Source organism: Alphaproteobacteria bacterium (assembly GCA_020638555.1).
Taxonomy (GTDB): Bacteria; Pseudomonadota; Alphaproteobacteria; order Bin95; family Bin95; genus JACKII01.
The window spans coordinates 728,382-752,888 of record JACKII010000001.1; the positions used below are offsets into that span (position 1 = coordinate 728,382).

General features: G+C 67.0%; 19 protein-coding genes and 1 riboswitch. Of the genes, 9 read left to right on the top strand and 10 right to left on the bottom strand.

Annotated features, from left to right (window positions below; translation table 11 throughout):
- The first annotated feature begins 10 nt into the window (after positions 1 to 10).
- Positions 11 to 790: a succinate dehydrogenase iron-sulfur subunit gene (locus H6844_03450; protein ID MCB9928457.1), complete on the top strand. Its 780-nt coding sequence runs from the start codon at positions 11 to 13 to the stop codon at positions 788 to 790.
- A 567-nt stretch (positions 791 to 1,357) separates the two neighbouring features.
- Here H6844_03450 and H6844_03455 read toward each other — a convergent pair.
- Positions 1,358 to 2,848 (bottom strand): DHA2 family efflux MFS transporter permease subunit, encoded by a 1,491-nt coding sequence (locus tag H6844_03455; protein MCB9928458.1) that lies wholly within the window; start codon positions 2,846 to 2,848, stop codon positions 1,358 to 1,360.
- Positions 2,849 to 2,938: 90 nt separating this feature from the next.
- Positions 2,939 to 4,093: an LLM class flavin-dependent oxidoreductase gene (locus H6844_03460; GenBank protein MCB9928459.1), complete on the bottom strand. Its 1,155-nt coding sequence runs from the start codon at positions 4,091 to 4,093 to the stop codon at positions 2,939 to 2,941.
- A gap of 108 nt (positions 4,094 to 4,201) precedes the next feature.
- A riboswitch (FMN riboswitch) is annotated at positions 4,202 to 4,345 on the top strand.
- 79 nt (positions 4,346 to 4,424) lie between these two features.
- On the opposite strand from H6844_03460, the gene H6844_03465 reads away from it, so the two are divergent.
- On the top strand, positions 4,425 to 4,859 hold the full coding sequence (locus H6844_03465; protein MCB9928460.1) for a 6,7-dimethyl-8-ribityllumazine synthase: 435 nt from the start codon (positions 4,425 to 4,427) through the stop codon (positions 4,857 to 4,859).
- A gap of 37 nt (positions 4,860 to 4,896) precedes the next feature.
- Here H6844_03465 and boxB read toward each other — a convergent pair whose 3' ends face one another.
- Entirely contained in the window at positions 4,897 to 6,354 is a 1,458-nt protein-coding gene (gene boxB, locus H6844_03470) for a benzoyl-CoA 2,3-epoxidase subunit BoxB (protein ID MCB9928461.1), read from the bottom strand.
- Between the two features lie 135 nt (positions 6,355 to 6,489).
- Here boxB and H6844_03475 point away from each other — a divergent pair, with 135 nt between their 5' ends.
- Positions 6,490 to 7,254, top strand: coding sequence for an SDR family oxidoreductase (locus tag H6844_03475; GenBank protein MCB9928462.1), 765 nt, complete (start codon positions 6,490 to 6,492; stop codon positions 7,252 to 7,254).
- 99 nt (positions 7,255 to 7,353) lie between these two features.
- On the opposite strand, the gene glnA is transcribed toward H6844_03475, so the two are convergent.
- The 5 genes from glnA to H6844_03500 all read right to left on the bottom strand — a co-directional run bounded on the left by glnA (position 7,354) and on the right by H6844_03500 (position 12,690).
- A complete protein-coding gene (gene glnA, locus H6844_03480) occupies positions 7,354 to 8,775 on the bottom strand; it encodes a type I glutamate--ammonia ligase (GenBank protein MCB9928463.1) in 1,422 nt (473 codons plus the stop codon).
- Positions 8,776 to 8,822: 47 nt separating this feature from the next.
- On the bottom strand, positions 8,823 to 9,161 hold the full coding sequence (locus H6844_03485; protein MCB9928464.1) for a P-II family nitrogen regulator: 339 nt from the start codon (positions 9,159 to 9,161) through the stop codon (positions 8,823 to 8,825).
- Between the two features lie 203 nt (positions 9,162 to 9,364).
- A complete protein-coding gene (locus tag H6844_03490) occupies positions 9,365 to 10,531 on the bottom strand; it encodes a pyridoxal phosphate-dependent aminotransferase (protein MCB9928465.1) in 1,167 nt (388 codons plus the stop codon).
- 145 nt (positions 10,532 to 10,676) lie between these two features.
- Complete coding sequence (locus H6844_03495; GenBank protein ID MCB9928466.1) at positions 10,677 to 12,122, bottom strand: FAD-binding protein; 1,446 nt, start codon at positions 12,120 to 12,122, stop codon at positions 10,677 to 10,679.
- 88 nt (positions 12,123 to 12,210) lie between these two features.
- Positions 12,211 to 12,690 carry a cupin domain-containing protein gene (locus H6844_03500; GenBank protein MCB9928467.1) on the bottom strand — a complete coding sequence of 160 codons (480 nt, stop codon included), beginning with the start codon at positions 12,688 to 12,690 and terminating at the stop codon, positions 12,211 to 12,213.
- Positions 12,691 to 12,896: 206 nt separating this feature from the next.
- On the opposite strand from H6844_03500, the gene H6844_03505 reads away from it, so the two are divergent.
- The 3 genes from H6844_03505 (at position 12,897) to H6844_03515 (ending at position 16,289) form a co-directional block, all read left to right on the top strand.
- Positions 12,897 to 13,817: an SDR family oxidoreductase gene (locus tag H6844_03505; protein ID MCB9928468.1), complete on the top strand. Its 921-nt coding sequence runs from the start codon at positions 12,897 to 12,899 to the stop codon at positions 13,815 to 13,817.
- Between the two features lie 236 nt (positions 13,818 to 14,053).
- Positions 14,054 to 15,328, top strand: coding sequence for a hypothetical protein (locus H6844_03510; GenBank protein ID MCB9928469.1), 1,275 nt, complete (start codon positions 14,054 to 14,056; stop codon positions 15,326 to 15,328).
- A 40-nt stretch (positions 15,329 to 15,368) separates the two neighbouring features.
- Positions 15,369 to 16,289: a dihydrodipicolinate synthase family protein gene (locus H6844_03515; protein ID MCB9928470.1), complete on the top strand. Its 921-nt coding sequence runs from the start codon at positions 15,369 to 15,371 to the stop codon at positions 16,287 to 16,289.
- Between the two features lie 465 nt (positions 16,290 to 16,754).
- Here H6844_03515 and H6844_03520 read toward each other — a convergent pair whose 3' ends face one another.
- Together H6844_03520 and H6844_03525 are read right to left on the bottom strand one after the other, a co-directional pair.
- Positions 16,755 to 17,729 carry an MBL fold metallo-hydrolase gene (locus tag H6844_03520; GenBank protein MCB9928471.1) on the bottom strand — a complete coding sequence of 325 codons (975 nt, stop codon included), beginning with the start codon at positions 17,727 to 17,729 and terminating at the stop codon, positions 16,755 to 16,757.
- 97 nt (positions 17,730 to 17,826) lie between these two features.
- Complete coding sequence (locus H6844_03525) at positions 17,827 to 19,899, bottom strand: S9 family peptidase (protein ID MCB9928472.1); 2,073 nt, start codon at positions 19,897 to 19,899, stop codon at positions 17,827 to 17,829.
- A gap of 263 nt (positions 19,900 to 20,162) precedes the next feature.
- Here H6844_03525 and H6844_03530 point away from each other — a divergent pair, with 263 nt between their 5' ends.
- From H6844_03530 to lspA, 3 genes are read left to right on the top strand one after another with little or no spacing between them, the layout of a single operon-like run.
- Entirely contained in the window at positions 20,163 to 21,107 is a 945-nt protein-coding gene (locus tag H6844_03530) for a bifunctional riboflavin kinase/FAD synthetase (GenBank protein ID MCB9928473.1), read from the top strand.
- A 32-nt stretch (positions 21,108 to 21,139) separates the two neighbouring features.
- Complete coding sequence (locus tag H6844_03535) at positions 21,140 to 24,016, top strand: isoleucine--tRNA ligase (GenBank protein ID MCB9928474.1); 2,877 nt, start codon at positions 21,140 to 21,142, stop codon at positions 24,014 to 24,016.
- Between the two features lie 11 nt (positions 24,017 to 24,027).
- A complete protein-coding gene (gene lspA, locus H6844_03540; GenBank protein MCB9928475.1) occupies positions 24,028 to 24,507 on the top strand; it encodes a signal peptidase II in 480 nt (159 codons plus the stop codon).

Genomic DNA, 24,507 nt, shown 5'->3' on the forward strand with positions numbered 1-24,507 from the left:
GACCTGACCCATGGCTGAATTTTCGCTGCCGAAGAACTCCCAGATCAAGCCGGGCAAGAAGCACACGCCGGCCAATCCGCCGAAAAACCCGCGCACCTTCAAGATCTACCGCTGGTCGCCGGACGACGAGGAGAATCCGCGCGTCGACGAGTATGTCATCGACCTGGCCGAATGCGGGCCGATGGTGCTGGACGCGCTGATCAAGATCAAGAACGAGGTCGACTCGACCCTGACCTTCCGCCGCTCCTGCCGCGAGGGCATTTGCGGGTCGTGCGCGATGAATATCGACGGCACCAACACGCTCGCCTGCACCAAGGGCATCGAGGAAATCAAGGGCGACGTTGCTGTCTACCCCCTGCCCCACATGCCGGTGGTGAAGGATCTGGTGCCGGACCTGAACCATATCTACGCCCAGCTTGCCTCGGTCGAGCCCTGGCTCAAGACCGAGACCAACCCGCCGAACCGCGAGCGCCTGCAGTCGGTGGAGGACCGCGAGAAGCTGGACGGGCTGTGGGAGTGCATTCTGTGCTTCTGCTGCTCCACCTCCTGCCCCAGCTATTGGTGGAACAGCGACCGCTATCTGGGCCCGGCGGTGCTGTTGCAGTCCTATCGCTGGCTCGCCGACAGCCGCGACGAGGCGACGGGCGAACGGCTCGACAATCTGGAAGATCCGTTCCGGCTGTATCGCTGCCACACGATCATGAACTGCACCAACACCTGCCCGAAAGGCCTGAACCCGGCCAAGGCCATCGCCGAAACCAAGAAGATGATGGTCGCCCGGCAGGGCTAGCCTTCAGGACCTGCGCCCCGGCCCGACCGGCCGGGGCGGTTCCCCTGGCGGTCCCAAAACCAAGCCCCCGGAATGCGGCCGCATTCCGGGGGCTTGGTTTTGGGCTTTCGTCCGTGGCCGCCGGAGCGGCGGCGGATCAGACGATCAGCGCGCGGGTCTCGTCGACGCTGAAAAAGATGAAGGCGGCCAGTGCGGCCAGGGTCAGGCCATAGGCCAGCGTGGTGGTCAGCCAGTTGGTGGAATTGTGCATGGTGGGGACTCCCGGATTGCGATGTGACAGCCGCAATATAGGAAATGCTGCATCTGCGAATAAGCGCGGTTTTGGCATAGCATTCATGCCGTTTCTGCAATTCAGACGCTGAACGATAAAGATTGCACCGATCTTGTGCAAAGGTGGCCGCAATCTTGTGCAAAGACGACCCAAGCCGCGAGCGCGGAATGTCCGCGCGGCCGGCGCCGGGCGGCGCGGGATTACTGCAGTGCACAATGTCGGGGCCGTTCTCGGGAGCCGTTCCCGGTTGCCGTTCTCGGGGGCCGTTTTCCGGGGGCGGCGCGAACGGCAACCGGTCAGTCCCGTCGCACCTTGAACAGGAAGGTCAGCGGCGCCAGCAGCAGTGGCGCCAGCGTCAGCACGTGGAAGGCGTTGATATAGCCGATCATCGCCGCCTGCCGGCGCACCTGCTCGCCGGCCAGTTGCTGGAAGGACGCGGTGTCGAAATCGCCGAACACCCGCAGCCAGGGCGCCAGCAGGTCGGTGTGGAACAGCGTGACGAAGCCGATCAGATAGCCACGCGCCTCGGCCGACGAGGCGACCAGCACCATCAGGATGACCGCGATGAAGATGCTGGACCCCATCATGCGCATCAGCGAGAAGATGGCGTTGCCCTGGGTCAGCAGGGTGGGGGCCAGGGTCGAAAAGCTGAGCACCGCCATCGGCGTGTAGGCCAGGCCGAAGCCGAAGCCGTGCAGCAGGTTGGTGTAGATCACCTGGTCCATGGTCATGTTCATGTCGAGCTGGCCCATCCAGGCCCCCGCCACCGCCTGGATCACCAGGCCGGCGAAAAACGTGGCGCGCGGGTTGATCCGGGTCAGGGTCGCGACGACGAAAAAGCTCAGGAAATTGCCGACGCCGCGCATGGCGATCAGATAGCCGACAATGCTCTCCGGAAAGCCGCGCAGGTCCTGCAGCAGCGAGGGGAACAGCACCATGGGCGTGTATTGCAGCATGCCCATCAGGAAGGCGAAACAGATGCCGAGCACGAAATTGCGGTCGCCGAAGGCCGCCGCGTCGAACAGCGGTTCGCGCGCGAATTTGGCGTGAACGCAGAACAGATAGAAAAAGCCCACCGCCAGCGCGCATTCGATGACGATTTCCATCGACTGGAACCAGTCCTCGCGCTGGCCGCGGTCGAACATCAGTTGCAGCGCGCCGATGGCGACGGCGATGCAGACGAAGCCGACGAAATCGAACCGGCGGGCGGTGCCGCGCTCCTCGTTGCCGAGCGAGAGCACCACCGGGATGCAGGCGGCGAGCCCCAGCGGCAGGATCATGAAAAACGACCAGCGCCAGTCCAGCAGGTCGCCGATCAGGCCGCCGAAGGTCGGCCCCAGGATCGGCCCCATGACGCCGCCGACGCCCCACATCATCAGCGCCATCGGGTGCTGGTGCTTCTCGAACCGGCGCAGGATGATCGACTGGCCCATGGGAAAGATCGGTGCGCCGAACGCGCCCTGGATGATGCGGAACACCAGCAGTGTGTCCAGCGACCCCGCCAGGCCGCACAGCACCGACGACAGGGTGAAGCCCAGCACCGAGCCCAGCACCAGCCGCCGCCAGCCCAGCTTGGAGGCGAGCCAGCCGGTCAGCGGCGTCGCGGCGGCGGTGGCGACCAGGTTCAGGGTCAGCACCCAGGCGATCTGGTCCTGCGTCGCCGACAGCGCCCCGCGCATCTGCGGCAGGATCACGGTGACGCTGGTGATGGTCACGCCGAACAGCACCGTCACCATTTGCACGGTGACGAGCGTCAGCCATTGTTGGGCGGTGAAGGTGCGGATCATCGGGCAGCCGGGCGCGAGGGAGCCGGCATCATCACCGGTTTCGCCCCGCTGGCAAGCCCCTGGGCAGGCACTGGGCAGGCACTCTCGGGGTCAGGCGGCCAGGACCTTCGGCATCACGTCCTCGGCAAAGGCCGTGAGCTGCTCCCGCATCACCGCCAGCGGCGTGCCCATGGAGGACTGGACGTTCACGTCCTCCAGCCCCGGATAGCGCTCGGCCAGTTCCTGGAGATAGGCGACGAAGCCTTCCGGCGGGCCGCAATACCAGGAGCCGGTCTCGACCGCCCGCTCCAGGGTCGGGATCGGCTGCTCGGCCCAGCCGCCGCGGGTTTGCAGCTTTGCCAGCGCTTCGGCCGACATGGGCACCATGTTCAGGGGCGCGAACATTTTCAGGTGCTCTTCGAAGAAGGGCGTCGCCTCGCGGATGGCTTTTTCCCGCGTCTCGGCGATGTGGTAGTTCAGGCCGAGGCAGAGATTCTGCCCCAGCGTCACGGCGTGGCCGGCGCGCTCATAGGCTTCCTTGAAGGCGACGATCGGCCGTTCCGCCATCAGGGCCGAGCCGCCGCCGACCACGCCCTTGATGCCGTGCCTCGCCATGAAGTCCAGGCCGCGCGGCTGGGCGCTGACGATGGGCTGCCAGGTCTCCACCGGCTGGGTGAGCGGCCGCGGCACCAGGGTCAGCTCCTCCACCTCATAGCCGCGATAGGGCACGCGCGGCGGCAGGGTGTAGTGCGGCCCCTCGTGGCGGAACGCCTCCTGGTGGAAGGCTTTCAGGATGATTTCCACCTGTTCCTCGAACAGGTCGCGGTTGGCGTCGGCGTCCTGCAACACGCCGCCCAGCGACTCCACCTCGCGGGTGTGATAGCCGCGGGCGACGCCGAAAATCACCCGGCCCTTGGTCAGGATGTCGGCGACGGCGAAGTCCTCGGCCAGCCGCAACGGGTGCCACATGGGCGTGACGTTGAAGCCGCAGCCGAAGCGCAGGTTTTGGGTCGCGTGCGCCAGATGGACATAGAACAGCGGCAGGTTCGGAATGACCTCATAGCCTTCGCGCTGGAAATGGTGTTCGGCCATCCAGAAGGTGTCGTAGCCGAGGCGGTCCATCAGCACCGCCATGGACTCGGCCTTGTCGAACACGCTGGCCAGTTCGCGGTTGGAATAGCGGCGCTCGTTGGCGGGCGTCGCATCCTGGCCCATGTCGCCCAGGTCGATATGACCGGCGAACAGGCTGCCGAAGCGTTTGATCATCGGGGCGTTTCCTCGGGCTTCTGGGTTTCCCGATACGCTAGGCAGAAATGGGCCATGGCGCAAACCCGCAGTGGCCCTTGCCTCGCATCCTTCCACGCGGCAGGATGGCGGCGTTCTCAGGGCGGGGTGAAAGTCCCCACCGGCGGTATGCCATGCTCTCATGGCGAGCCCGCGAGCGCCTCCCCGCGGAGGTTAGCTGACCAGGTGCGATGCCTGGGCCGACGGTCACAGTCCGGATGGAAGAGAACGCGCAGCCGGCGCACCAATTGCGTGCGGGCCTGCCGTGATCGCCTTGGGTGACGTGTCTGTTGCGATAAGGAGATCACGAGAAATGACACCCACCCGGTACGCCTTCGTCAAAGCCCAGTGGCATGCGGACATTGTCGACCGCGCCCTGGACGGTTTTTGCGAGCTGATACCCCCGGCTCAGGTCGACGTGTTCGACGTGCCCGGCGCGTTCGAACTGCCGTTGCAGGCGCGCACCCTCGCGGAAACCGGCCGGTATGCGGCCGTGGCCGCCGCCGCCTTTGTCGTCGATGGCGGCATCTACCGGCACGATTTCGTGGCCCAGGCGGTGGTCGACGGGCTGATGCGCGCCGGCCTGGATTCCGGCGTGCCGGTGCTGTCCGTGTCGCTGACCCCGCATCACTACCAGGAAACCGAGCACCACACCGCGATCTTCCGGGCGCATTTCGTCGAGAAGGGCCGGGAGGCCGCGAGGGCGGCGCTCATGATCGGCCGGACCCGGCAGGCCATCGCCGCGTGAGGCGCCGCGGCCAAGGCGCAGCGCCCCGCGCGCTGCGTCAGGCGGCGAACTTCACGTATTCGAAGTCGCCCGGCTTGTTGTCGATGCCGACGCGCGGCGGCGCGATCCAGCCGGCGAACCGGCCCGGCTCGGCCGCCGGCCGCATCAACGACTGGATATAGGCCGCGTCGTCGCCGTTCGGCAGGAAGCGGTCGCGCTGCTGCGCCCACGCCGCCTCGCTCAGCACCTCGCCCTCCGGCGTGACCGTCAGGCCGGCGAAGCCGCCGATCTGGCGGTGGAAGGCCTGGTGCGGCAGCGTGATCCGGAAGGCGATGCCGCGGTCCGCCAGGATCTTGTTCCAGCGGGCAATCCCCTGGGCACAGTCGGCGATATAGTCGTCGCGCAGGCGCATGTTTAGCGCCTGCAAGGCGGGCTCCTGCACCTCGCGGAAGGCGCCGTCCTGATAGCGCAGCACCGGATAGGTGGCGTTCACCAGCCGGTGGTCGTCCGGGATATGCGTCTCGCGGAAACGGCCCTTCAGGCCGGTGTTGAAGGCGTTGGCGGCGTTGGTCGAGACCTCGCTGCCGAACAGGTCGAGCGAGAGCGAGAAGTGCAGGTTCGCCTTGCGCTGCACCGTCGGCAGGTCGATCACGCCCAGCGCCCGGACGCGCTCCACGTCATAGGGGTCGGCGATGCCGGCGGCGGTCATCGCCTCGGCGGTGCGCTGGATGATGCGGCCGACGCCGCGCTCGCCGACGAACATGTGATGGGCTTCCTCCATCAGCATGAACCGGCAGGTGCGCGACAGCGGGTCGAAGCCGGACTGGGCCAGGCTTTCCAGCTGCATCTTGCCGTCGCGGTCGGTGAAGAAGGTGAACATGAAGAAGGAGAGCCAGTCCGGCGTGCGCTCGTTGAAGGCGCCCAGCATGCGCGGGCTGTCGGTGTCACCGGAGCGGCGGCGCAGCAATTCCTCCGCCTCCTCGCGGCCGTCGGCGCCGAAATACTTCTGCAACAGATAGACCATGGCCCAGAGATGGCGGCCTTCCTCGACATTCACCTGGAACAGGTTGCGCATGTCGTAGAGCGAGGGAGCGGTCTGGCCCAGATGGCGCTGTTGCTCGACGCTGGCGGGCTCGGTGTCGCCCTGGATCACCAGCAGGCGGCGCAGCAGGGCGCGGTATTCGCCGGGCACTTCCTGCCAGGCGGGTTCGCCGCAATGCTCGCCGAACGGGATGGTGCGGCCCTCTTCCTGCGGCGCCAGCAGGATGCCCCAGCGATAGTCCGGCATTTTCACATAGTCGAACGTGGCCCAGCCCTCGCGGTCCACGTTCACGGCGGTGCGCAGATAGACCAGGGACTCCTGGAAGCCCTCCGGCCCCATGTCCTTCCACCAGTTCAGATAGCCGGGATGCCAGCGCTCCAGCGCGCGCAGCACACGGCGGTCGCTGCCGAGGTCGACATTGTTGGGGATGGAGGTCGAATAGTCGACGGCGCCGATTCCGGTGGCGGTGGTCATGGGCGGTCTCCTTCGCGTGGATCGCGGTTCGGCTCACTATAGCGGTGTTGGCTTCCGCTTTCATCGGTGGTTTCGCGCCGCAGCCGATTGGGCCTAGTCTGCTGGCCTCTGGAATTCTCGACCGGGAGACGGCGCATGGGCAGGCTGGACGGCAAGATTGCGGTGGTGACGGGGGCCGGCAACGGCATTGGCAAGGCGATTGCCGAACGGTTCGCGGCAGAGGGCGCGCGCCTCGCCATCGGCGACCGCGAGGCGGACGCGCTGGAGCGCACCGCCGCCGCCGTCCGCGCCGCCGGCAGCGAGGCGGTCGCCACCGTCGGCGATCTCACCGAGGAAGCCGGGGCCGAAGCCCTGGTGCAGAGCGCCATCGACAGCTTTGGCGGGCTCGACATCCTCGTGAACAATCTGGGCGGCAGCCGCAACGCCAAGATCTGGGACATGAGCGTCGAGGACTGGGATTTCGTCCTGCGCCTGAACCTGCGTGGCACCTTTCTCTGCACCCGCGCGGCGGCGCGGTTCATGAAGGAGCGGCGGGCCGGGCGGATCATTTGCCTTTCCTCCGGCAGCCGCGAGGGCACGCCCTGGACCGCCTACTATCAGGGCGGCAGCGCCTATTCCGCCGCCAAGGCCGGCGTGCACGGCTTCGTGCGCGACGTGGCCCTGGAACTGGCGGAATTCAACATCACCGTCAACGCCGTCGCGCCCGGTCCGATCGACACCGAACGGGTCGGCGCCGGGCTGCGCCGGATGGACGAAACCGTGGATTTCAGCCCCAGCCGCATGACGCCGCTCGGCCGCCTCGGCACGCCGGAGGAGGTGGCCGCGGCCGCGGTGTTCCTCGCCTCGGACGAGGCCGGTTATGTCAGCGGCCACACGCTGGCCGTCGCCGGCGGGCGATAGGGACGACCGCGGCCCGTCTCCCCAAACGAAAAGCCCCGCCGCTCGCGAACGAGGGGCGGGGCCGTGCCGGCGGGCCGAATCCCGGTCGGCGGCGAGCGCTTAGCTGCTGTAATACATCTGGAACTCGATCGGGTGCGGGGTGTGCTCGAAGGCGTACACCTCTTCCATCTTCAGATCGATATAGGCGCTGATCTGGTCGTCGGTGAACACGTCGCCGGCGGTCAGGAAGCTGCGGTCGGCATCGAGCGAGGCCAGGGCGTCGCGCAGCGAGCCGCAGACGGTCGGGATGTCGGCCAGCTCTTCCGGCGGCAGGTCATAGAGGTTCTTGTCCATGGCCTCGCCCGGATGGATCTTGTTCTTGATGCCATCCAAGCCCGCCATCAGCATGGCCGCGAATGAGAGATACGGGTTGCCGGCCGGGTCCGGGAAGCGCACCTCGACGCGCTTGCCCTTCGGGCTCGCCACATACGGGATGCGGCAGGAGGCCGAGCGGTTGCGCGCGGAATAGGCCAGCAGCACCGGCGCCTCGAAGCCGGGGATCAGGCGCTTGTAGCTGTTGGTGGTGGAGTTGGTAAACGCGTTCAGCGCCTTGGCATGACGGATGATGCCGCCGATATAGAACAGCGCGGTCTCCGACAGGTCGGCATACAGGTTGCCGGCGAAGGTCGGCGTGCCTTCCTTCCAGATCGACTGGTGCACGTGCATGCCGCTGCCGTTGTCGCCCGAGATCGGCTTCGGCATGAAGGTCGCGGTCTTGCCGTAGCCGTGCGCCACCATCTGCACGATGTACTTGTAGGCCAGCAGGTCGTCGGCGGCCTTGACCAGGGTGTTGAACTTCAAGCCCAGCTCGTGCTGCGACGGCGCCACCTCGTGGTGGTGCTTTTCGACGTCGAGGCCGATCTGCGCCATGACGCTGACCATTTCCGACCGCATGTCCTGGGCGCTGTCGACCGGCGCCACCGGGAAATAGCCGCCCTTGACGCCCGGCCGGTGGCCCGGATTGCCGTCCACATACTCACGGCCGCTGTTGTAGGGGCCTTCGTTCGAGTCCAGGTGATAATAGCCCTGCTGCATGTCGACGCCGAACCGCACGTCGTCGAACACGAAGAACTCGGCTTCCGGGCCGAAAAAGGCGGTGTCGCCGACGCCGGTGGAGCCCAGATAGTCTTCCGCATTCTTGGCGGTCGAGCGCGGGCAGCGGTCATAGCGCTGGCCGCTGATCGGGTCGTGCACGTCGCAGGTGATGACCATGGTCGGCTCGGCAGCGAACGGGTCCATATAGGCCGTCTCGACGTCCAGTTGCAGGCACATGTCGGACTCGTTGATCGCCTTCCAGCCGGCGATGGAGGAGCCGTCGAACATGAAGCCGTCTTCGAAGCAGTCCTCGTCGATGGTCGTGTGCCACTGGGTCAGGTGATGCAGCTTGCCGCGCGGGTCGGTGAAGCGCAGGTCGACATGCTTGATGTCGTCATCGGCGATCGCCTTCAGCACATCTTCCGGCGTTTTACAGTTCAACGTCATGGGGCAAGCTCTCCTTCGGAGGAATGTGAACGACTGGGATACGGTAATCAGACGGCTTCGTTGCCGGTTTCGCCGGTGCGAATGCGAATGGCCTCGTCGATGGTGGAGATGAAGATCTTTCCGTCTCCGATCCGGCCCGTATGGGCGGCCTGCTGGATCGCCTCGACCGCGTTGGCCGCCATGGCATCGTCGACCACGACCTCGATCTTCACCTTCGGCAGGAAGTCGACGACGTATTCCGCGCCGCGATAGAGCTCGGTATGGCCTTTCTGCCGGCCGAAGCCTTTCGCCTCCAGCACGGTCAGCCCTTTCACGCCGACTTCGTGCAGGGCGTCTTTGACGTCGTCCAGCTTGAATGGCTTGATAATGGCTTCGATCTTCTTCATGGCGCGCCTGCCTTGAAACGGATGCAACGGGTGCCGTCGGATGCGACGGACTGCAATTAGCGTGCCACCCCCCCGACCGCAAGGTTCTCTTGCCTTCCAGGCAGGCAATTGCGCGCAAAACGACCGTTCGGACGGCATTTGCTCAGATTTTGCTCAGATGCCGTCCATTTTTCGGGCGTCACACCGCAATGCCCGCCGGGGGGTCAGGCCAGCAGGCGCTGCACCTTCTCGCAGGCGCGCTCGATATCCTCGACGCTGGCGGCATAGCTGAACCGGATAAACCCTTCGCCGAGCGCGCCGAAACTGGTGCCGGCAACCGTGGCGACGCCGGCTTCGTCCAGCATCTTGTTCTGCAATTCCTTGGCGCTGAAGCCGGTGCCCTCGATATTGGGAAAGGCATAGAACGCGCCGCCCGGCTCGATGCAGCGGAAGCCCGGGATCTGGTTCAGCGCGCGCACGATGACCCGGCGCCGCTGGTCGAACGCCCGGCACATCTCGTCCACCGCGTCCTGCGGGCCTTGCAGGGCGGCGATGCCGGCAAATTGGGTGGGCGCGTTGACGCAGGAATGGTTGTTCACCGCCAGCCGCTCCGCGTAATAGCAGAGCTCCTTGGGCCAGACGCTGTAGCCGAGCCGCCAGCCGGTCATGGCATAGGTCTTGGACCAGCCGTCCAGCAGGATCACCCGGTCGCGAATGCTCTCATAGGAGAGCAGGGTCACGTGCTCGCGGCCGTCATAGAGGATGCGGCTGTAGATTTCGTCGGCCAGGATGACCACGTCCGGCCAGCGCTCCAGCCCCGCCACCAGCTTGTCGATCTCCGCCTTCGGCACGACGCCGCCGGTGGGGTTGGCCGGCGAATTCAGGATCATGAGGCGCGTGGCCGGCGTGATCTGCTCCAGCACCGCCTCGGCGCTGAAGGCGAAGCCGTTTTCCTCCAACAGGCGCATGGGCACCGGCGTGGCGCCGCTGTAGCGGATCATCGACTCGTAGATCGGGAAGCCCGGGTTCGGATAGATGATCTCCGCCCCCGGCTCGCCGAACATCAGAATGGCGAAGAACATGGTCGGCTTGCCGCCGGGCATGATCATGACCAGGTCGGGATCGACCTCGACCTTGCGGTATTTGGCGATGTCGGCGGCCACCGCCTCGCGCAGCGCCGGAATGCCGTTGGCCGGCGTGTAGCCGTGATGGCCGTCGCGCAGCGCCTTGACTGCGGCCTCGACGATGTGCGGCGGGGTTTTGAAGTCCGGCTGGCCGATGCCGAGATTGATGATGTCCTTGCCCTGGGCCGCCAGGCGGCCGGCGCGGGCCAGCACCTCGAAAGCGGTCTCGGTGCCGAGTTGGGAGAGATTGGCGGCAAGTTTGGGCACGGCAGGGGCGCTCCGGCGGTTGGGATTCGGGACAACGGGTTTTGGCCGGTGACGATCCACACCGGCCGCCCGCTGTCAAGGCGGAAGCGCGCGGGCCGCGACCGCAAGGCGTCTGCCGCTTGCCCCGGCGGATCGCGTCGCCCCGCTACAGCGCCACCACCTTGCCCGGGTTCATGATGTTGTCCGGGTCCAGGGCCTGTTTGATCCGGCGCATGTAGGCGTACGCCTCGCCGGTTTCCTTCATCAGCGAGCCGATCTTGCCGATGCCGACGCCGTGCTCGCCGGTGCAGGTGCCGCCCATGGCCAGCGCCCGGTCGACCAGGCGTTTCGAGAAATCGTGCGCGGCCTGTTTCTCCGCCTCCACGTCCGGGTCGAGCATGATGCAGCAATGGAAATTGCCGTCGCCGACATGGCCGCAGATCGGCGCATACAGGCCGGAGCCCTGGATGTCCCGCTTGGTCTCGACGATGCATTCGGTCAGGCGGCTGATCGGCACCACCACGTCCGTCGCCCAGCCGCGCTTGCCGGGCGCCATGGCGAGGCAGGCGTAATAGGCGTTGTGCCGCGCCTCCCAGAGCCGGGTGCGGTCTTCCTCGCGCGTGGCCCAGGTGAATTGGCTGCCGCCGAAGTCCTCGGCAATGCCCTGCACCGTCTCCGCCTGTTCCTTCACACCGGCCGCCGATCCGTGGAATTCGAAGAACAGGGTCGGCTTCGGCTGCAACTCGTCCAGCTTGGAAAACGCGATGCAGGCCTGCATCTGCGCCTCGTCCAGCAACTCCATGCGCGCGACCGGAATGCCGTATTGCAGCACGGTGACAACGGTGTCGACGGCGCTTTGCAGGTCGTCGTACTGGCAGATCGCCGCCGCCATCGCCTCCGGCACGCCGTAGAGCCGCAACTGCACCTCCGTGATGATGCCGAGCGTTCCCTCTGCCCCCACATAGACATGGGTCAGGTCGTAGCCGGCGGACGATTTGCGCGCGCGGCCGCCGGTGTGGATGACCGAGCCGTCCGCCGTCACCACGGTCAGGCCCAGCACATTCTCCTTCATGGTGCCGTAGCGCACCGCGTTGGTGCCGCTGGCGCACACCGAGGCCATGCCGCCCAGCGACGCGTCGGCGCCGGGGTCGACCGGGAACATGAGGCCGGTGTCGCGGATATGGCTGTTCAGCGCCTTGCGGGTCACGCCCGCCTGCACCCGGCAGTCCATGTCGGAGGCGTTGACCTCCAGCACCCGGTCCATGCCGGACACGTCGATGGTGATGCCGCCGGTGGGCGCGGTGACATGGCCCTCCAGGCTGGTGCCCGTGCCCCAGGGGATGACCGGGACCTTGTGCCGGGCGCAAATCTTGACGACCGCGGCCACTTCCTCGGTCGACAGCGCGAAGGCGACGGCGTCCGGCGCGGCCGGCGTGAAATAATCCTCGCCGCGGGCATGCTGGTCGCGCACCGCCTGGGCGGTGGAGAGCCGGTCGCCCAACAGCGCCTTCGCTTCCTCGACGGCCAGACGGATGCCGGTGTCGTTGCGCAAAACCTTGTCGTTGCGCAGAACCTTTTCGTTGCGCAGATCGGGGGCGGCGGTGTCGGACATGGCGGCGCATCCTCGGTTTGGATCGGTTGCCTCCGTCTTACCGGTTTTGGCCCGACCGGGGAAGGCCGCTCGCCCGCCGCAGGACTCGTCAATAGGGCGTACCGTCCTTGTGGGCGAACACCCATTGGCCGGTCGGGCTCATGACCGCCTGGATGTCGTCGTCGGGATAGCGGCCTTCGTCGCCCTCCGGCCGGTCGCCGACTTCCAGCAGCAGCACGTCGCGCCCGGTGCGGTTGACCAGATGGTGGGCGAGGCCATTGGGCGGGAAGCCGACGCATATGCCGGGCGCCAGTTCCGTCTCGCCCCGGTCGGTGACCAGGGTCGGATGGCCCTCGACGACATAGACGAACTCCTCCTGGCGGGAGTGGACGTGCAGCAGCGCCGTCTCGCCGCCGGGCAGCACCCGCGTCAGGTTCACGCCGAAGCGGGTCAGGCCGAAATGGTCGCCCAACTGGCGTTTCTCGCGCTTGGCCATGCGGCTGAAAAACGGCTCCGGATAGTTCGAGGGCTTGGTGCGCGGCGCCACGTCGAGGGCGGCGATGGCGGGCGCGGGATTGGCAACGGTCATCGGGCAGTCTCCTTGTCGCTGCAAGCCGGACCGGAAGGGTAAGCCGGTGGCGCCGCCCGAAAAATCTTGAAAAACCCAGTCAAGGGAAACTTCCTGAGTCCGCGGGTCTGCGCCCGCATGTCCGCGGGCAGTGCTGGACAGGCTTCGGCGAACGGGGTTAGCCTTTCGTCCATAACCAATCAGCCCCAGGAAAAGGAAACGGCACGATGGGTATGCTCGACGGTCGCGTGGCGATCTGCACCGGCTCCGGCCGCGGTGTCGGCGCGGAAGTGGCGAAACTGATGGCGGCGAACGGCGCCAAGGTGGTGGTGAACGACCCCGGCGTCGGCGGCAGCGGCGAGGGCGGCGACAACACGCCGGCGCAGCAGATCGTGAACGAGATCAAGGCCGCCGGCGGCGACGCCACCGCGAATTTCGGCTCGGTCACCAATTATGGCGACTGTCTCGGCATGGTGGAGCAGGCGCGCGACGAGTTCGGCCGCCTCGACATCGTCTTCAACCCGGCCGGCATTCTGCGCGACCGCATGTTCCACAAGATGGACCCGGAAGACTGGCAGGCGGTGATCGACGTGCACCTGACCGGCCATTTCAACGTCAACCGCGCCGCCATCAACCTGTTCCGCGAGCAGGAATACGGCCGCATGATCATGGTGAGCTCGACCTCGGGCGTGCTGGGCAATGTCGGCCAGGCCAACTATGGCGCCGCCAAGATGGGCATTGTCGCGCTCTGCAAGATCGTGGCGATGGAGAACGCCTCCAAGGGCATCACCGCCAACGCCATCCTGCCGTCCGCCGACACGCGCATGACCCGCAGCGTGCCGACGCCGAAGGACCCGACGGCGGCCGCCGTCCGCGACGAGCGCCTGACCCGCTCCCGCGCCGACGCCATCGCGCCGCTCTGCGTCTTCCTGGCGAGCGAGAAGGCCGGCTATGTCAGCGGCCAGGTGTTCCACCAGCGCGCGGCGGAACTGACGCTCTATGGCGCGATGATGCCGGTGCGCATGGTGCACCGCCAGGGCGGCTGGACGCCGGAGACCATCGAGGAAATCGCCATGCCGAGCTTGTCCAATGGCTTCTCGAAGCTGGGCGACAGCCGCAACATGCACGCCGGCATGCCGATGATCTGAGCCGAAAGGCCAGCCAGTGCCGAAGCCCTGCCTGCTGGCGGGGCTCCGGTGTTGGGGCTCCGGTGGTGGGGCTCCGGCCTTGGGGGGCGTTTTGGCCGGGAGCGCAAAGCTGCGTTGCCCGGCCGAATGGGGTGCGCGACATTGCGCGCGATGCTGCGCCGCCCTAGCTTCGTCGGTAGCCGATCCGAAGCCGGTCCCTCAGCACAGGGCCGCGGCGAACAACGGGAGTGAAACCCATGAACGATTCCATCGCGGTGAAATCCCAGGCGCCCGCCGGCGCCAAATCCTCCCTCTACGTCCCCGCACTGGAGTTGACCCAGGGCCAGCCGGCGCCCATCGCCGCCAATGGCGGCCGGCATTACGCCGCCTTCGACCGCAACGGCGATGCCGGCACCGGTGCGGCCATCGAGGCCGCGCTGCAACAGATCGCCGACGGCAAGGGCCAGGATGCCACCCGTCTGCTGGAAACCGCACCGCCGGGGCCGATCCAGACCCGATGGGGCGTCGGCTTCCGCGAATACGACGAATGCGTCGCCTATATCCGGGCCCAGGGCCTGAGCGCGCCGGAGGGCGGCGTGGTGCTGCCGCTGCGCTATTCGATCAACGAGAACCCGTCCTATTCGGTCGTCCCGTCCAACGGCCTCTGGCGCGACCCGGCCCGCGCGGACGATGCCGCGGCGCTGCGCCAGGAAGAGAACGACAACCGCAGCCGCTCGCTCTATTTCCCACACGTGCTGCGCGATGCCCGGCGCATCGGCGAATACCATCCGGGTCTGCGCCCGGACAGCCCGGAATGCATGGACCGGCTCGGCGTCTCGCTCGCCCATATGCCGGCGACGGCGTGCCGGAACTTCTATGACGCGCACGAGGTCGAGCGGGTGTTCTACCCGGAGATCGAGAAGCTGCTGCTGGACTTCTTCCCCGGCGCGACCGACGCCCTGGTCTACAACCACGACGTCTTCGACAAGCAGTACACCGGCGACCGGACCGAGAACCAGGACGACAAGAATCCGGGCATCAACGAAAACTACGTCAACATGGTCCACAACGACCTGAACGACAATTCGGGCCGGGTGCGCCTGCGCGAGCTTCTGACCAAGAATCTGCGCAATTTCGGTCGCACGCAGAATTACACCGAAGCCGAGGCGGACGCGAAAATGGCCCGCCGTTTCGTGTCGATCAACCTGGCGAAGCCGTTCGAGACCATTCGGCAATGGCCGTTCGTGCTTTGCGCCTGGCCGTCCTTTGCCGACCAGCCCTATATCAACAATTATCGCATCTACGACGACCGCGTCGGCGAGACCACGCGCTTCACCAACCGGGCCGACCACGAATGGTACTGGTTCCCCGAGCAGCAGCCGCACGAGATCTCGATGCTGAAATGCTACGACTCGGTGACCGACGGCTCGGTCTCGCGCTGGTCGTTCCACACCGCCTGCTATGACTGGACCGCCCCGCCCGGCGTGCCGTTGCGGCGCAACATCGTGGTGCGGTCCTACGTGTTCTTCTAGAACGGAGGCCTCCCAAAACACCGCAGGAGGACAGCCCCCCATGTCAGCCACCAAGCCCTATGCCGGCGTGTTTCCCATCGCGCCGGTGCCGTTTCACGACGACGAGACGCTCGACCTGGATGGCATGCGGCGGGTGCTGGACTGCATGATCGACCAGGGCGTAGATGGCATCTGCGTGCTGGCCAACTATTCCGAGCAGTTTCTGCTCTCCGACGCCGAGCGCGAAACCCTGCTGCGGCTGTCGCTGGAGCATGTGGCGGGCCGCGTGCCGGTGATCGCCACCTGTTCGCACTATGCGACCGGCATTGTCGAAGCGCGCGTGCGGATGGCCAGGGACCTGGGCGCCGCCATGGTCATGCTGATGCCGCCCTATCACGGCGCCCTGCTGAAAGGCTCGGAAGCGGACACGTTCGAGCAGTTCCAGCGTGCCGCCGATATTGGCCTGCCGATCATGGTGCAGGACGCGCCGCTCTCGGGCGTCGGCCTCGCGGTGCCGTTCCTGGCCCGGATGGCGCGGGAGATCCCCAATGTCTCCTATGTCAAAATCGAAACGCCCGGCACGGCGGACAAGCTGCGCGCCCTGATCGCGGCCGCCGGTGACGCCATTGCCGGGCCGTTCGATGGCGAGGAATCGATCACGCTGCTGGCCGACCTCGACGCCGGCGCCACCGGCACCATGCCGAGCGCCACCTTGCCGGACCTGATCCGGCCGGTGCTGACGGCCCATGCCGCCGGCGACCGGGCGGCGGCGATGGCGCACTACAACCGCATTCTGCCGCTGATCAATTTCGAGAACCGGCAATGCGGGCTGCGCGCCTGCAAGGTGGTGATGCAGGCCGGCGGCGTCATCCGGTCGGATCGCGTTCGCCATCCGCTGCGCCCGCTGCCGGAGCCGACCCGCGCGGCGCTGCTGGAACTGGCCGGCCCGCTGGAGCCGGTGGCGCTCGCCTGGGGGCGCTGACCGCGCAGCCGGCGCATTTCCCGCCCAAAAAATTAGCATCAGCCGCAAAATATTCGCCGCCCCTGTGAACCAGATCACAGGGGCGGCGTTGTCTCGCCGTCATACTGCCATGGTCATGCCATCAATGAGCCGCCCGGAGCCAAAATTCTTGAGAATCCCGCAGGCGGTTACCGTATCCGGGGCGCGAGGCCCCGATCGGACAAACGGAATGGGCGCCGCCATGGCAGGCCCAAAGTGTTAGTGGGGCCGTCGCTTGCAGGGCGAGTGACGGAAAAAGACGGCGCGTCGGGCAAGACCGGCGCGCCGTCTTTTATTTCTTGTCTGTCGGGGCCGAACGGCTACAGCGCTTTCGATCCTGGTTTACCCACTCTCCTGCCCCATCTCCCGCGCTAGCGGGGACAGGGAAGCTGGGTTGGTGAGCCAGCGGGAAAAGACTCCGCTCTAACCGGACCGACGCCGAAGCCCTCAGAGGAAGGGCTGGTAGCTGACGCCGCTCCAGCGGAAGCCCTGGCCCATGGTCTCCACATAGCCGACGGCGGGAAACGGCATGTGATAGCCGGTGACCAGCAGGCGGTCGGCCGCCGCCATGCCCAGCACTTTCTTGCGGGTGGCCGCTGCCCCTTCCTTGTCCATGTCGAAGCGCACATGCCAGTCCGGCCGTTGCAGGCTCATGACGAAATGGTTGCAGCAGTCGGCGAACAGCAACAGGCGCTTGCCCTCGCTTTCGATATGATAGGCCATGTGGCCCGGCGTGTGGCCGAAGGCGGCGATGGCGGTGATGCCGCTGGCCACCCCGGCCTCGTCGCCCAGGAACGTCATACGGTCGGCGAGCGGCACCACATTGGCCTGCACCAGCTGGCCGACCCGGTTTTCCGCCTTGTCCGGCGCGGACCAGAAATCGTACTCGACCTGGCCGGTGACATAGCGGGCATTGGGGAAGGCCGGCTGGCCGTTCTCCATCAGGCCGCCGATATGGTCCGGGTGCATGTGGGTGAGAACCACCACGTCGATCTGGCCGGCGCCATAGCCGGCGGCGGCGAGCCGGGCCAGCAATTCGCCGGCATTCGGCCGCCGGGCGGCGCCGTTGCCGGTGTCGAACAGCACCAGCTCCGTGCCGGTGTTGACGATGACCGGGGTGAAGCCGATCTCCATGCGCTTGCCGGGCAGGTTGTTGGCCTCGGCATAGGCGGCGACCGCTGCCGCGTCCTGGTTCTCGCCGAAAATCGGATAGGGGCCGTCGAGCGCGACGCCGCCGTCGAAAATCGTCGTTACCTCGAACCGCCCCAGCGGAAAGCGGAACACGGTCGGGCGATCCGGCCCCATCATCGGCGCCGCCGCCAGGGCAGGGGTCGCGAGCCCGCCGGACAGCAGTGGCGCGGCGGCAACGATACCGGCGGCGGCACCCAGCGCGCCGCGGCGGGTCAAGGTCACGTCATTCATGGCGGAGTCTCCCTGTGTGCACCGATGATGTCCTGACGCTATACGAATGCCACATGTCGTGCAGGTCAAATCCGAGACAGGCTCCGGACCACCCGGATCACGCGATTGTGAGCGCCTTCAACACGAACGCGTACTGAAACGCGTCTTCCTTGAGGCTGTCGAAACGGCCGGCGGCGCCGCCATGGCCGGCGCTCATCTCGGTTTTGAGCAGCAGCAGGTTGGGGTCCGTCTTGGTCGCCCGCAGTTTCGCCACCCATTTCGCCGGCTCCCAATAGGTGACCCGCGGGTCGCTGAGGCCGCCAATGGCGAGGATGGCCGGATAGGCCCGGGCGGCGACATTGTCATAGGGGCTGTAGCCCTTGATGCGGGCGAACGCGTCCGGGTCGGTGATCGGGTTGCCCCATTCCGGCCATTCCGGCGGGGTCAGGGGCAGGGTCTCGTCGCACATGGTGTTGAGCACGTCGACGAAGGGCACGTTGGCGACGATGGCGGCGAACTTCTGCGGTGCCCAGTTGGCGATCACGCCCATGAGCATGCCGCCGGCGCTGCCGCCCTCCGCCGCAATCGCATCGGCCCGGGCGATGCCTTCGGCCACCAGATGGTCGCGCGCGGTCAGGAAATCGCGGAACGTGTTTTCCTTCTTCTCGCGCTTGCCTTGCGTGTACCAGCGATAGCCCTTCTCCATGCCGCCGCGCACATGCGCCTGCGCCCAGACAAAGCCGCGATCCACCAGGCTGAGCCGCACCACGCCGAAACTGGCGGGCAGGCTGATGCCATAGGAGCCATAGCCATAGAGCAGCGTCGGCGCCGGCAGCGTGACGTCGCGCCGGTGTACCAGCGTGATCGGCACCTCTTCCCCGTCCGGCGTTTTCGCCAGCAGACGGCGCGTGACATAGGCGGCGGGGTCGTGGCCGGACGGCACTTCCTGGCGCTTGCGCAGCGTTCGCGTGCGCGTTTCCAGGTCGTAGTCATAGGTCTCCGCCGGCGTCGTCATGGAGGAATAGACGAAGCGCAGGGTCGTGGTCTCGAACTCCAGCCCGCCGGAGAGGCCCAGCGAATAGGCTTCCTCGTCGAAGCCGATGGCGTGCTCGGCGCCGCTCGCACGCTCGCGCACCACCAGGCGGGGCAGGCCGTCCACCCGCTCCAGCCGGGTCAGATGGGCGGAGGTCAGGTGCAGGCCCAGCACCAGCGTGCAGGCCCGGTGCGGCACCAGATCCCGCCAGTTCGCCCGGTCCGGCGCGTCCACCGGCGCGGTCACCAGCTTGTAGTCCTCGGCGCCGTCGGCATTGGTGCGGATCACGAACCGTTCGCCGTCATGGTCCAGGTCGTATTCGACGCCCGTATCCCGCGCCGCGATCAGGCGCGGCGCCGCGGTCGGCGCGTCGGCCGGGATCACATACCACTCGCCGGTCTCGTGATCGTGGGTGTTGATGGCGATAAACGCCCGCGACGCGGTACGGCCGACGCCGACGAAATAGCCGGGGTCGCTTTCCTTGTAGACGCAGACATCCGCGGCCTGCGGCGTGCCCAATTCGTGCCGCCAGACGCTTTCCGGCCGCCAGTTGGCGTCGCGCTTGGTGTAGAACAGGTGGCGGCCGTCATTGGCCCAGGTCAGCGACGGCGTCGCCTCCAGCAATTCGTCGGCCAGATCCTCGCCGGTCGCCAGGTCGCGCACGCGGATCGCGTATTGCTCGGAGCCGGTGGTGTCGGCAGCCCAGGCCAGCAGGCGGTGGTCGTCGCTGTGCTGCACCGCGGCGATGCGGAAATAGGCCTTGCCCGCGGCCTCCGCATCGCCATCCAGCATGACGTCGACCTGGTCGGGCTCGTCCGCCGGCGAGCGGCAGAATTGCGGGTGCTGGCCGTCCGGCCGGAAGCGCTGGAAATAGGCGAAGGCGCCGTCCGGCATTGGCACGGAGGCATCGTCCGGCTTCAGCCGCCCCTTCATCTCCGCAAACAAGGCGTCCTGCAACGCCTTCGTGTCGGCCATGGCGGCCTCGGTGTGGGCGTTTTCCGCCTCCAGATAGGCGCGGATTTCCGGGTCGAGCAGGGCAGGGTCGGCCATCACCGCCTGCCAGTTGTCCGCCCGCAGCCAGGCATAGGGGTCGGCGACGCGCTCGCCATGGCGGTCGTGGACGACGTTACAGGTGCGGGCGACGGGGGGCTGCGGCATGGCGGTCGGATCCTTCGGGGAGGGCGGGCTGGCAGGGCGGTGTAGCGCAGGTTCGCGCCCGAATGAACCGGCCTCTGCCCGTGTTCCGGCAATTGCGCACTTGCGGCCCCGGTCCCATCTGTGGTCAACACTGGCCCCGACGTCCGGGCGGGCCCGTGTTCGCCTGCGGCAGCCCAGAGCTTGAGCAATGCTCTCTGCGTTCGCTATGATAGAAGAGGCCGCTTGCGTCAGCCGCTGCCGCCGACCACTTCAAGGATGAACCGGTGCACCATTTCCACGGGCTAGAGCCCTTGCCAGACGACTTGCGCGGTGCCGCCGTGGCGCTCGGCAATTTCGACGGGGTTCACTGCGGCCACCGGGCGATCCTGGAGGCCGCGCGGGCGGCGGGCGGGCCGCTGGGCGTGGTCACGTTCGAGCCGCACCCGCGCAGCGTCCTCGGCAAGGCCGACTGCCCCTTTCGCCTGACCTCGCCGGCGGGCAAGGCCCAGGCGCTGGCCGATCTGGGGGTGGAGCTTCTGGTGGAAATCCCCTTTACCCGCACCTTCGCCAACCTGCCGCCGCAGGATTTCGTCGAGCAGGTGCTGGTGCAGACCGTGGGCGCCCATCACGTGGTCATCGGCTTCGACTTTTGTTTCGGCGCCAAACGGGCCGGCACCGCCGCCACCATGCGCGCGCTGGGCGAACGCTTCGGCTTCGGCGTTACCGTTGTCGACCTGGTTCAGGCCGCCGACGGCACGTCCTTCTCCTCCACCGCGATCCGCGCGCATTTGCAGGCGGGCCGGCCGCGGGCCGCCGCGAAAATGCTGGGCCGCTGGTGGGAGATCGACGGCCTGGTCGCCACCGGCAACCAGCGCGGCCGCACCATCGGCTTTCCCACCGCCAATCTCCGCCTCGGCCAACTGTTGGAGCCCGCGCTCGGCGTCTATGCCGTGCGCTGCTCGATCGGCGAGGGCGAGGACCTGACCTGGCACGACGCCATCTCCAATCTGGGCCGCCGGCCCACGGTCGACGGCGAGACGCTGTTGCTGGAAACGCACGTGTTCGACTTCGAGGGCGACCTCTACGACAAGACCATGCGCGTGCAGTTGCTGGAGTTCATCCGGCCGGAACGCAAGTTCGACAGCTTCGACCTGTTGCGCCAGCAGATCGCCAGGGACTGCGACACCGCTCGCGCCATCCTGGCCGATATGCCGGCCGATCCGCTTTAACCGACACACAAGACCAGAGCCTCCTTGAGACAATGACGACGGATTACAAGAGCACGGTCTTCCTGCCGAAAACCGAATTTCCCATGCGCGCCGGCCTGCCGAAGCGCGAGCCGCTGCTGCTGGAGCGCTGGGCCGCCATGGACCTGTTCGCGCAACAGCGCGCGGTCTCGCAGGGCAAGCCGCAATTCGTGCTGCACGACGGCCCGCCCTATGCCAACGGCCATCTGCATATCGGCCACGCGCTGAACAAGATCCTGAAGGACGTCATCAACCGCTCGCAGCAGATGCTGGGCAAGGACGCCCACTACATCCCCGGCTGGGATTGCCACGGCCTGCCGATCGAATGGAAGGTCGAGGAAGAGTATCGCGCCAAGGGCAAGAACAAGGACGAGGTCGACCTGGTCGAGTTCCGGCGCCAGTGCCGCGAATTCGCCGACGAATGGATCGACACCCAGCGGGACGAGTTCCAGCGCCTGGGCGTGATCGGCGACTGGGACAATTATTACACCACCATGTCGTTCGCGGCCGAGGCGACCATCGCCGAGGAGCTGGCGAAATTCGCCATGAATGGCGGCCTTTATCGCGGCGCCAAGCCGGTGCTCTGGAGCGTGGTCGAGCGCACGGCCCTGGCCGATGCCGAGGTGGAATACCAGGAGCACACCAGCCACACCGTGCACGTGCCCTTCCCGGTGGTGACGCCGGGGCCGGCCAGCGGGCTGGAGCCGGGCATGCCCATCGTCATCTGGACCACCACCCCCTGGACCCTGCCGTCCAACCGGGCCATCGCCTATGCCGAGGATGCCACCTATGCGGTGGTGCGTTGCGTCGCCGGCACGGACAAATTGCGCATTCCGGTCGGCACCCGCTTCGTCGTCGCGCCGGCGCTGCTGGAGAGCACCGCCAAGGCCGCGCGCATGACCGAATGGGAGGTGGAGCGCGAGATCGCCGGCCGCGATCTGGCCGGGACGGTCTGCGCCCATCCGCTGCGCGGCCATGCCGGCACCGACGGCTTCTACGACTACGACGTGCCTCTGTATCCGGCCGACTTCGTCACCATGGATGCCGGCTCCGGCTTCGTGCACATCGCCCCCAGCCACGGCGCCGACGACTATGAACTGGGCATGAAGGTCGGCCTGCCGATCACCGACAATGTCGGCCCGGACGGCGCCTTCCGCGAGCATGTGGCCCTGTTTGCCGGCCTGCGCATTCTCGATGACGAAGGGCAGGAGGGCCCGGCCAACCGCGCCGTCTGCGAGATGCTGGCCAGCATCGACCGGCTGTATTCCTGGGGCCGCCTGAAGCACTCCTACCCGCATTCCTGGCGCTCGAAGGCGCCGCTGATCTTCCGCAACACGCCGCAATGGTTCATCTCGATGGAGACGAACGATCTGCGCGACAAGGCGTTGCAGGCCATCGACGACACCCGCTTCGTGCCGCCGAGCGGCCAGACGCGCCTGCGCAGCATGATCGAGCAGCGGCCGGACTGGTGCGTCTCGCGCCAGCGCGCCTGGGGCGTGCCGATCCCGCTGTTCGTGCACAAGAAAACCGGCGAGATCCTGCGCGACCAGGCCGTGTTCGACCGCGTCGCCGACGCCTTCCGCGACGAGGGCGGCGATGCCTGGTATGCCAGCCCGCCGGAACGCTTCCTCGGCAACCAGTACGACCCGGCCGAGTACGAGCAGGTGCGCGACATCGTCGAGGTCTGGTTCGACTCGGGCTCGACCCATGTCTTTACGCTGGAAAAGCGCCCGGGCATGAAATGGCCGGCCGATCTCTATCTGGAGGGTTCGGACCAGCATCGCGGCTGGTTCCATTCCTCGCTGCTGGAAAGCTGCGGCACCCGCGGCCGCGCGCCCTATGACGCCGTCCTCACCCATGGCTTCGTGCTGGACGAGGACGGGCGGAAAATGTCGAAATCGCTCGGCAATGTCACCGCGCCGCAGCAGGTGATCGACCAATACGGCGCCGACATCCTGCGCATCTGGGTCTGCTCCGCCGACTATTCGGAAGACCTGCGCATCGGCAAGGAAATCCTGAAACACCAGGCCGACCACTATCGCCGCGTGCGCAACACGCTGCGCTTCGTGCTCGGCTCGCTCGGCGGCTTTGCCGAGGCGGAGCGGGTGGCGCCGGCGGAGATGCCGGAGCTGGAACGGCTGATGTTGCACCGCATCGTCGAAATGGACGCGCTGGTGCGCCGCTGCATCGACGAGTTCGACTTCCACACGCTCTGGGTCGAACTGCACAATTTCTGCGCCAACGACCTGTCGGCCTTCTATTTCGACATCCGCAAGGATTCGCTCTATTGCGACCATCCGGCGACGCTGCGGCGCCGGGCCTGCCGCACCGTGCTGGACCATCTGTTTGAAGCGCTGGTGACCTGGCTGGCGCCGATCTGCTGCTTCACCGCCGACGAGGCCTATCTGACCCGCAGGTTCGGCTCGATCGAGGCGGCGCCGGCGGGCGAAAGCGTGCACCTGCTGACCTATCCGACCTTCCCGGCCGAATGGCGCGACGCGGCGCTGGCGGCGAAATGGGCCAAGGTCCGGGGCGTGCGACGGGTGATCCTGGGCGCGCTGGAGAAGGAGCGGGCGGAAAAACGTCTGCGCGGCTCGCTGGAGGCCGCGCCGGTCGTCCATGTGACGGCGGCGCAGGCCGACGCTCTGGCCGGGCTCGACCTGGCCGAGATCGCCATCGTCTCCGACGCCACGGTCGCGACCGGGCCGGCCCCGGCCGGCGCCTTCACCCTGGCCGACGTGCCGGGCTGTGCCGTCGTGCCGGTCAAGGCGGAGGCGGCGCGGTGCGAGCGCTGCTGGCAGCACCTGCCCGATGTCGGCAGCGATCCGGACTATCCCGACGCCTGCCACCGTTGCGCCGACGCCGTGCGGCAATTGCCGGAGGCCGCTTGAGCCTCCGGACGATGCGCGGCACCGGCATCGCCCTGGCGCTGCTGACCCTGGTGCTGGACCAGTGGACCAAGGTCTGGGCGCTGGGCGCCCTGGCCGACCCGCCGGTGCGAATCACCGTCACCGGCTGGTGGGAAATGGTGCTGGTCTGGAACCGTGGCGTCAGCTTCGGCCTGTTCGGGAACGATGCCGTGCCGCCTTGGGCCCTGGCCATCGTCATGGCCGCCATCGGCCTCGGCATCGCGGTCTGGCTGCTGCGCGCCCACACCTGGCTGACGATCTTGGCCACCGGGCTGATCCTGGGCGGCGCCATCGGCAATGTCGTCGACCGTCTCGTCTATGGCGCGGTGGTGGATTTCGTGCGATGGCATGCCTATGGCCATAGCTGGCCGGTGTTCAATCTGGCCGACGCGGCCATTTCGCTCGGCGTCGTATTGTTGATTGCCGAAAACTTGTTGGGCGGCCGGTCCGCCCCCACATCGGCATCGGAGTAG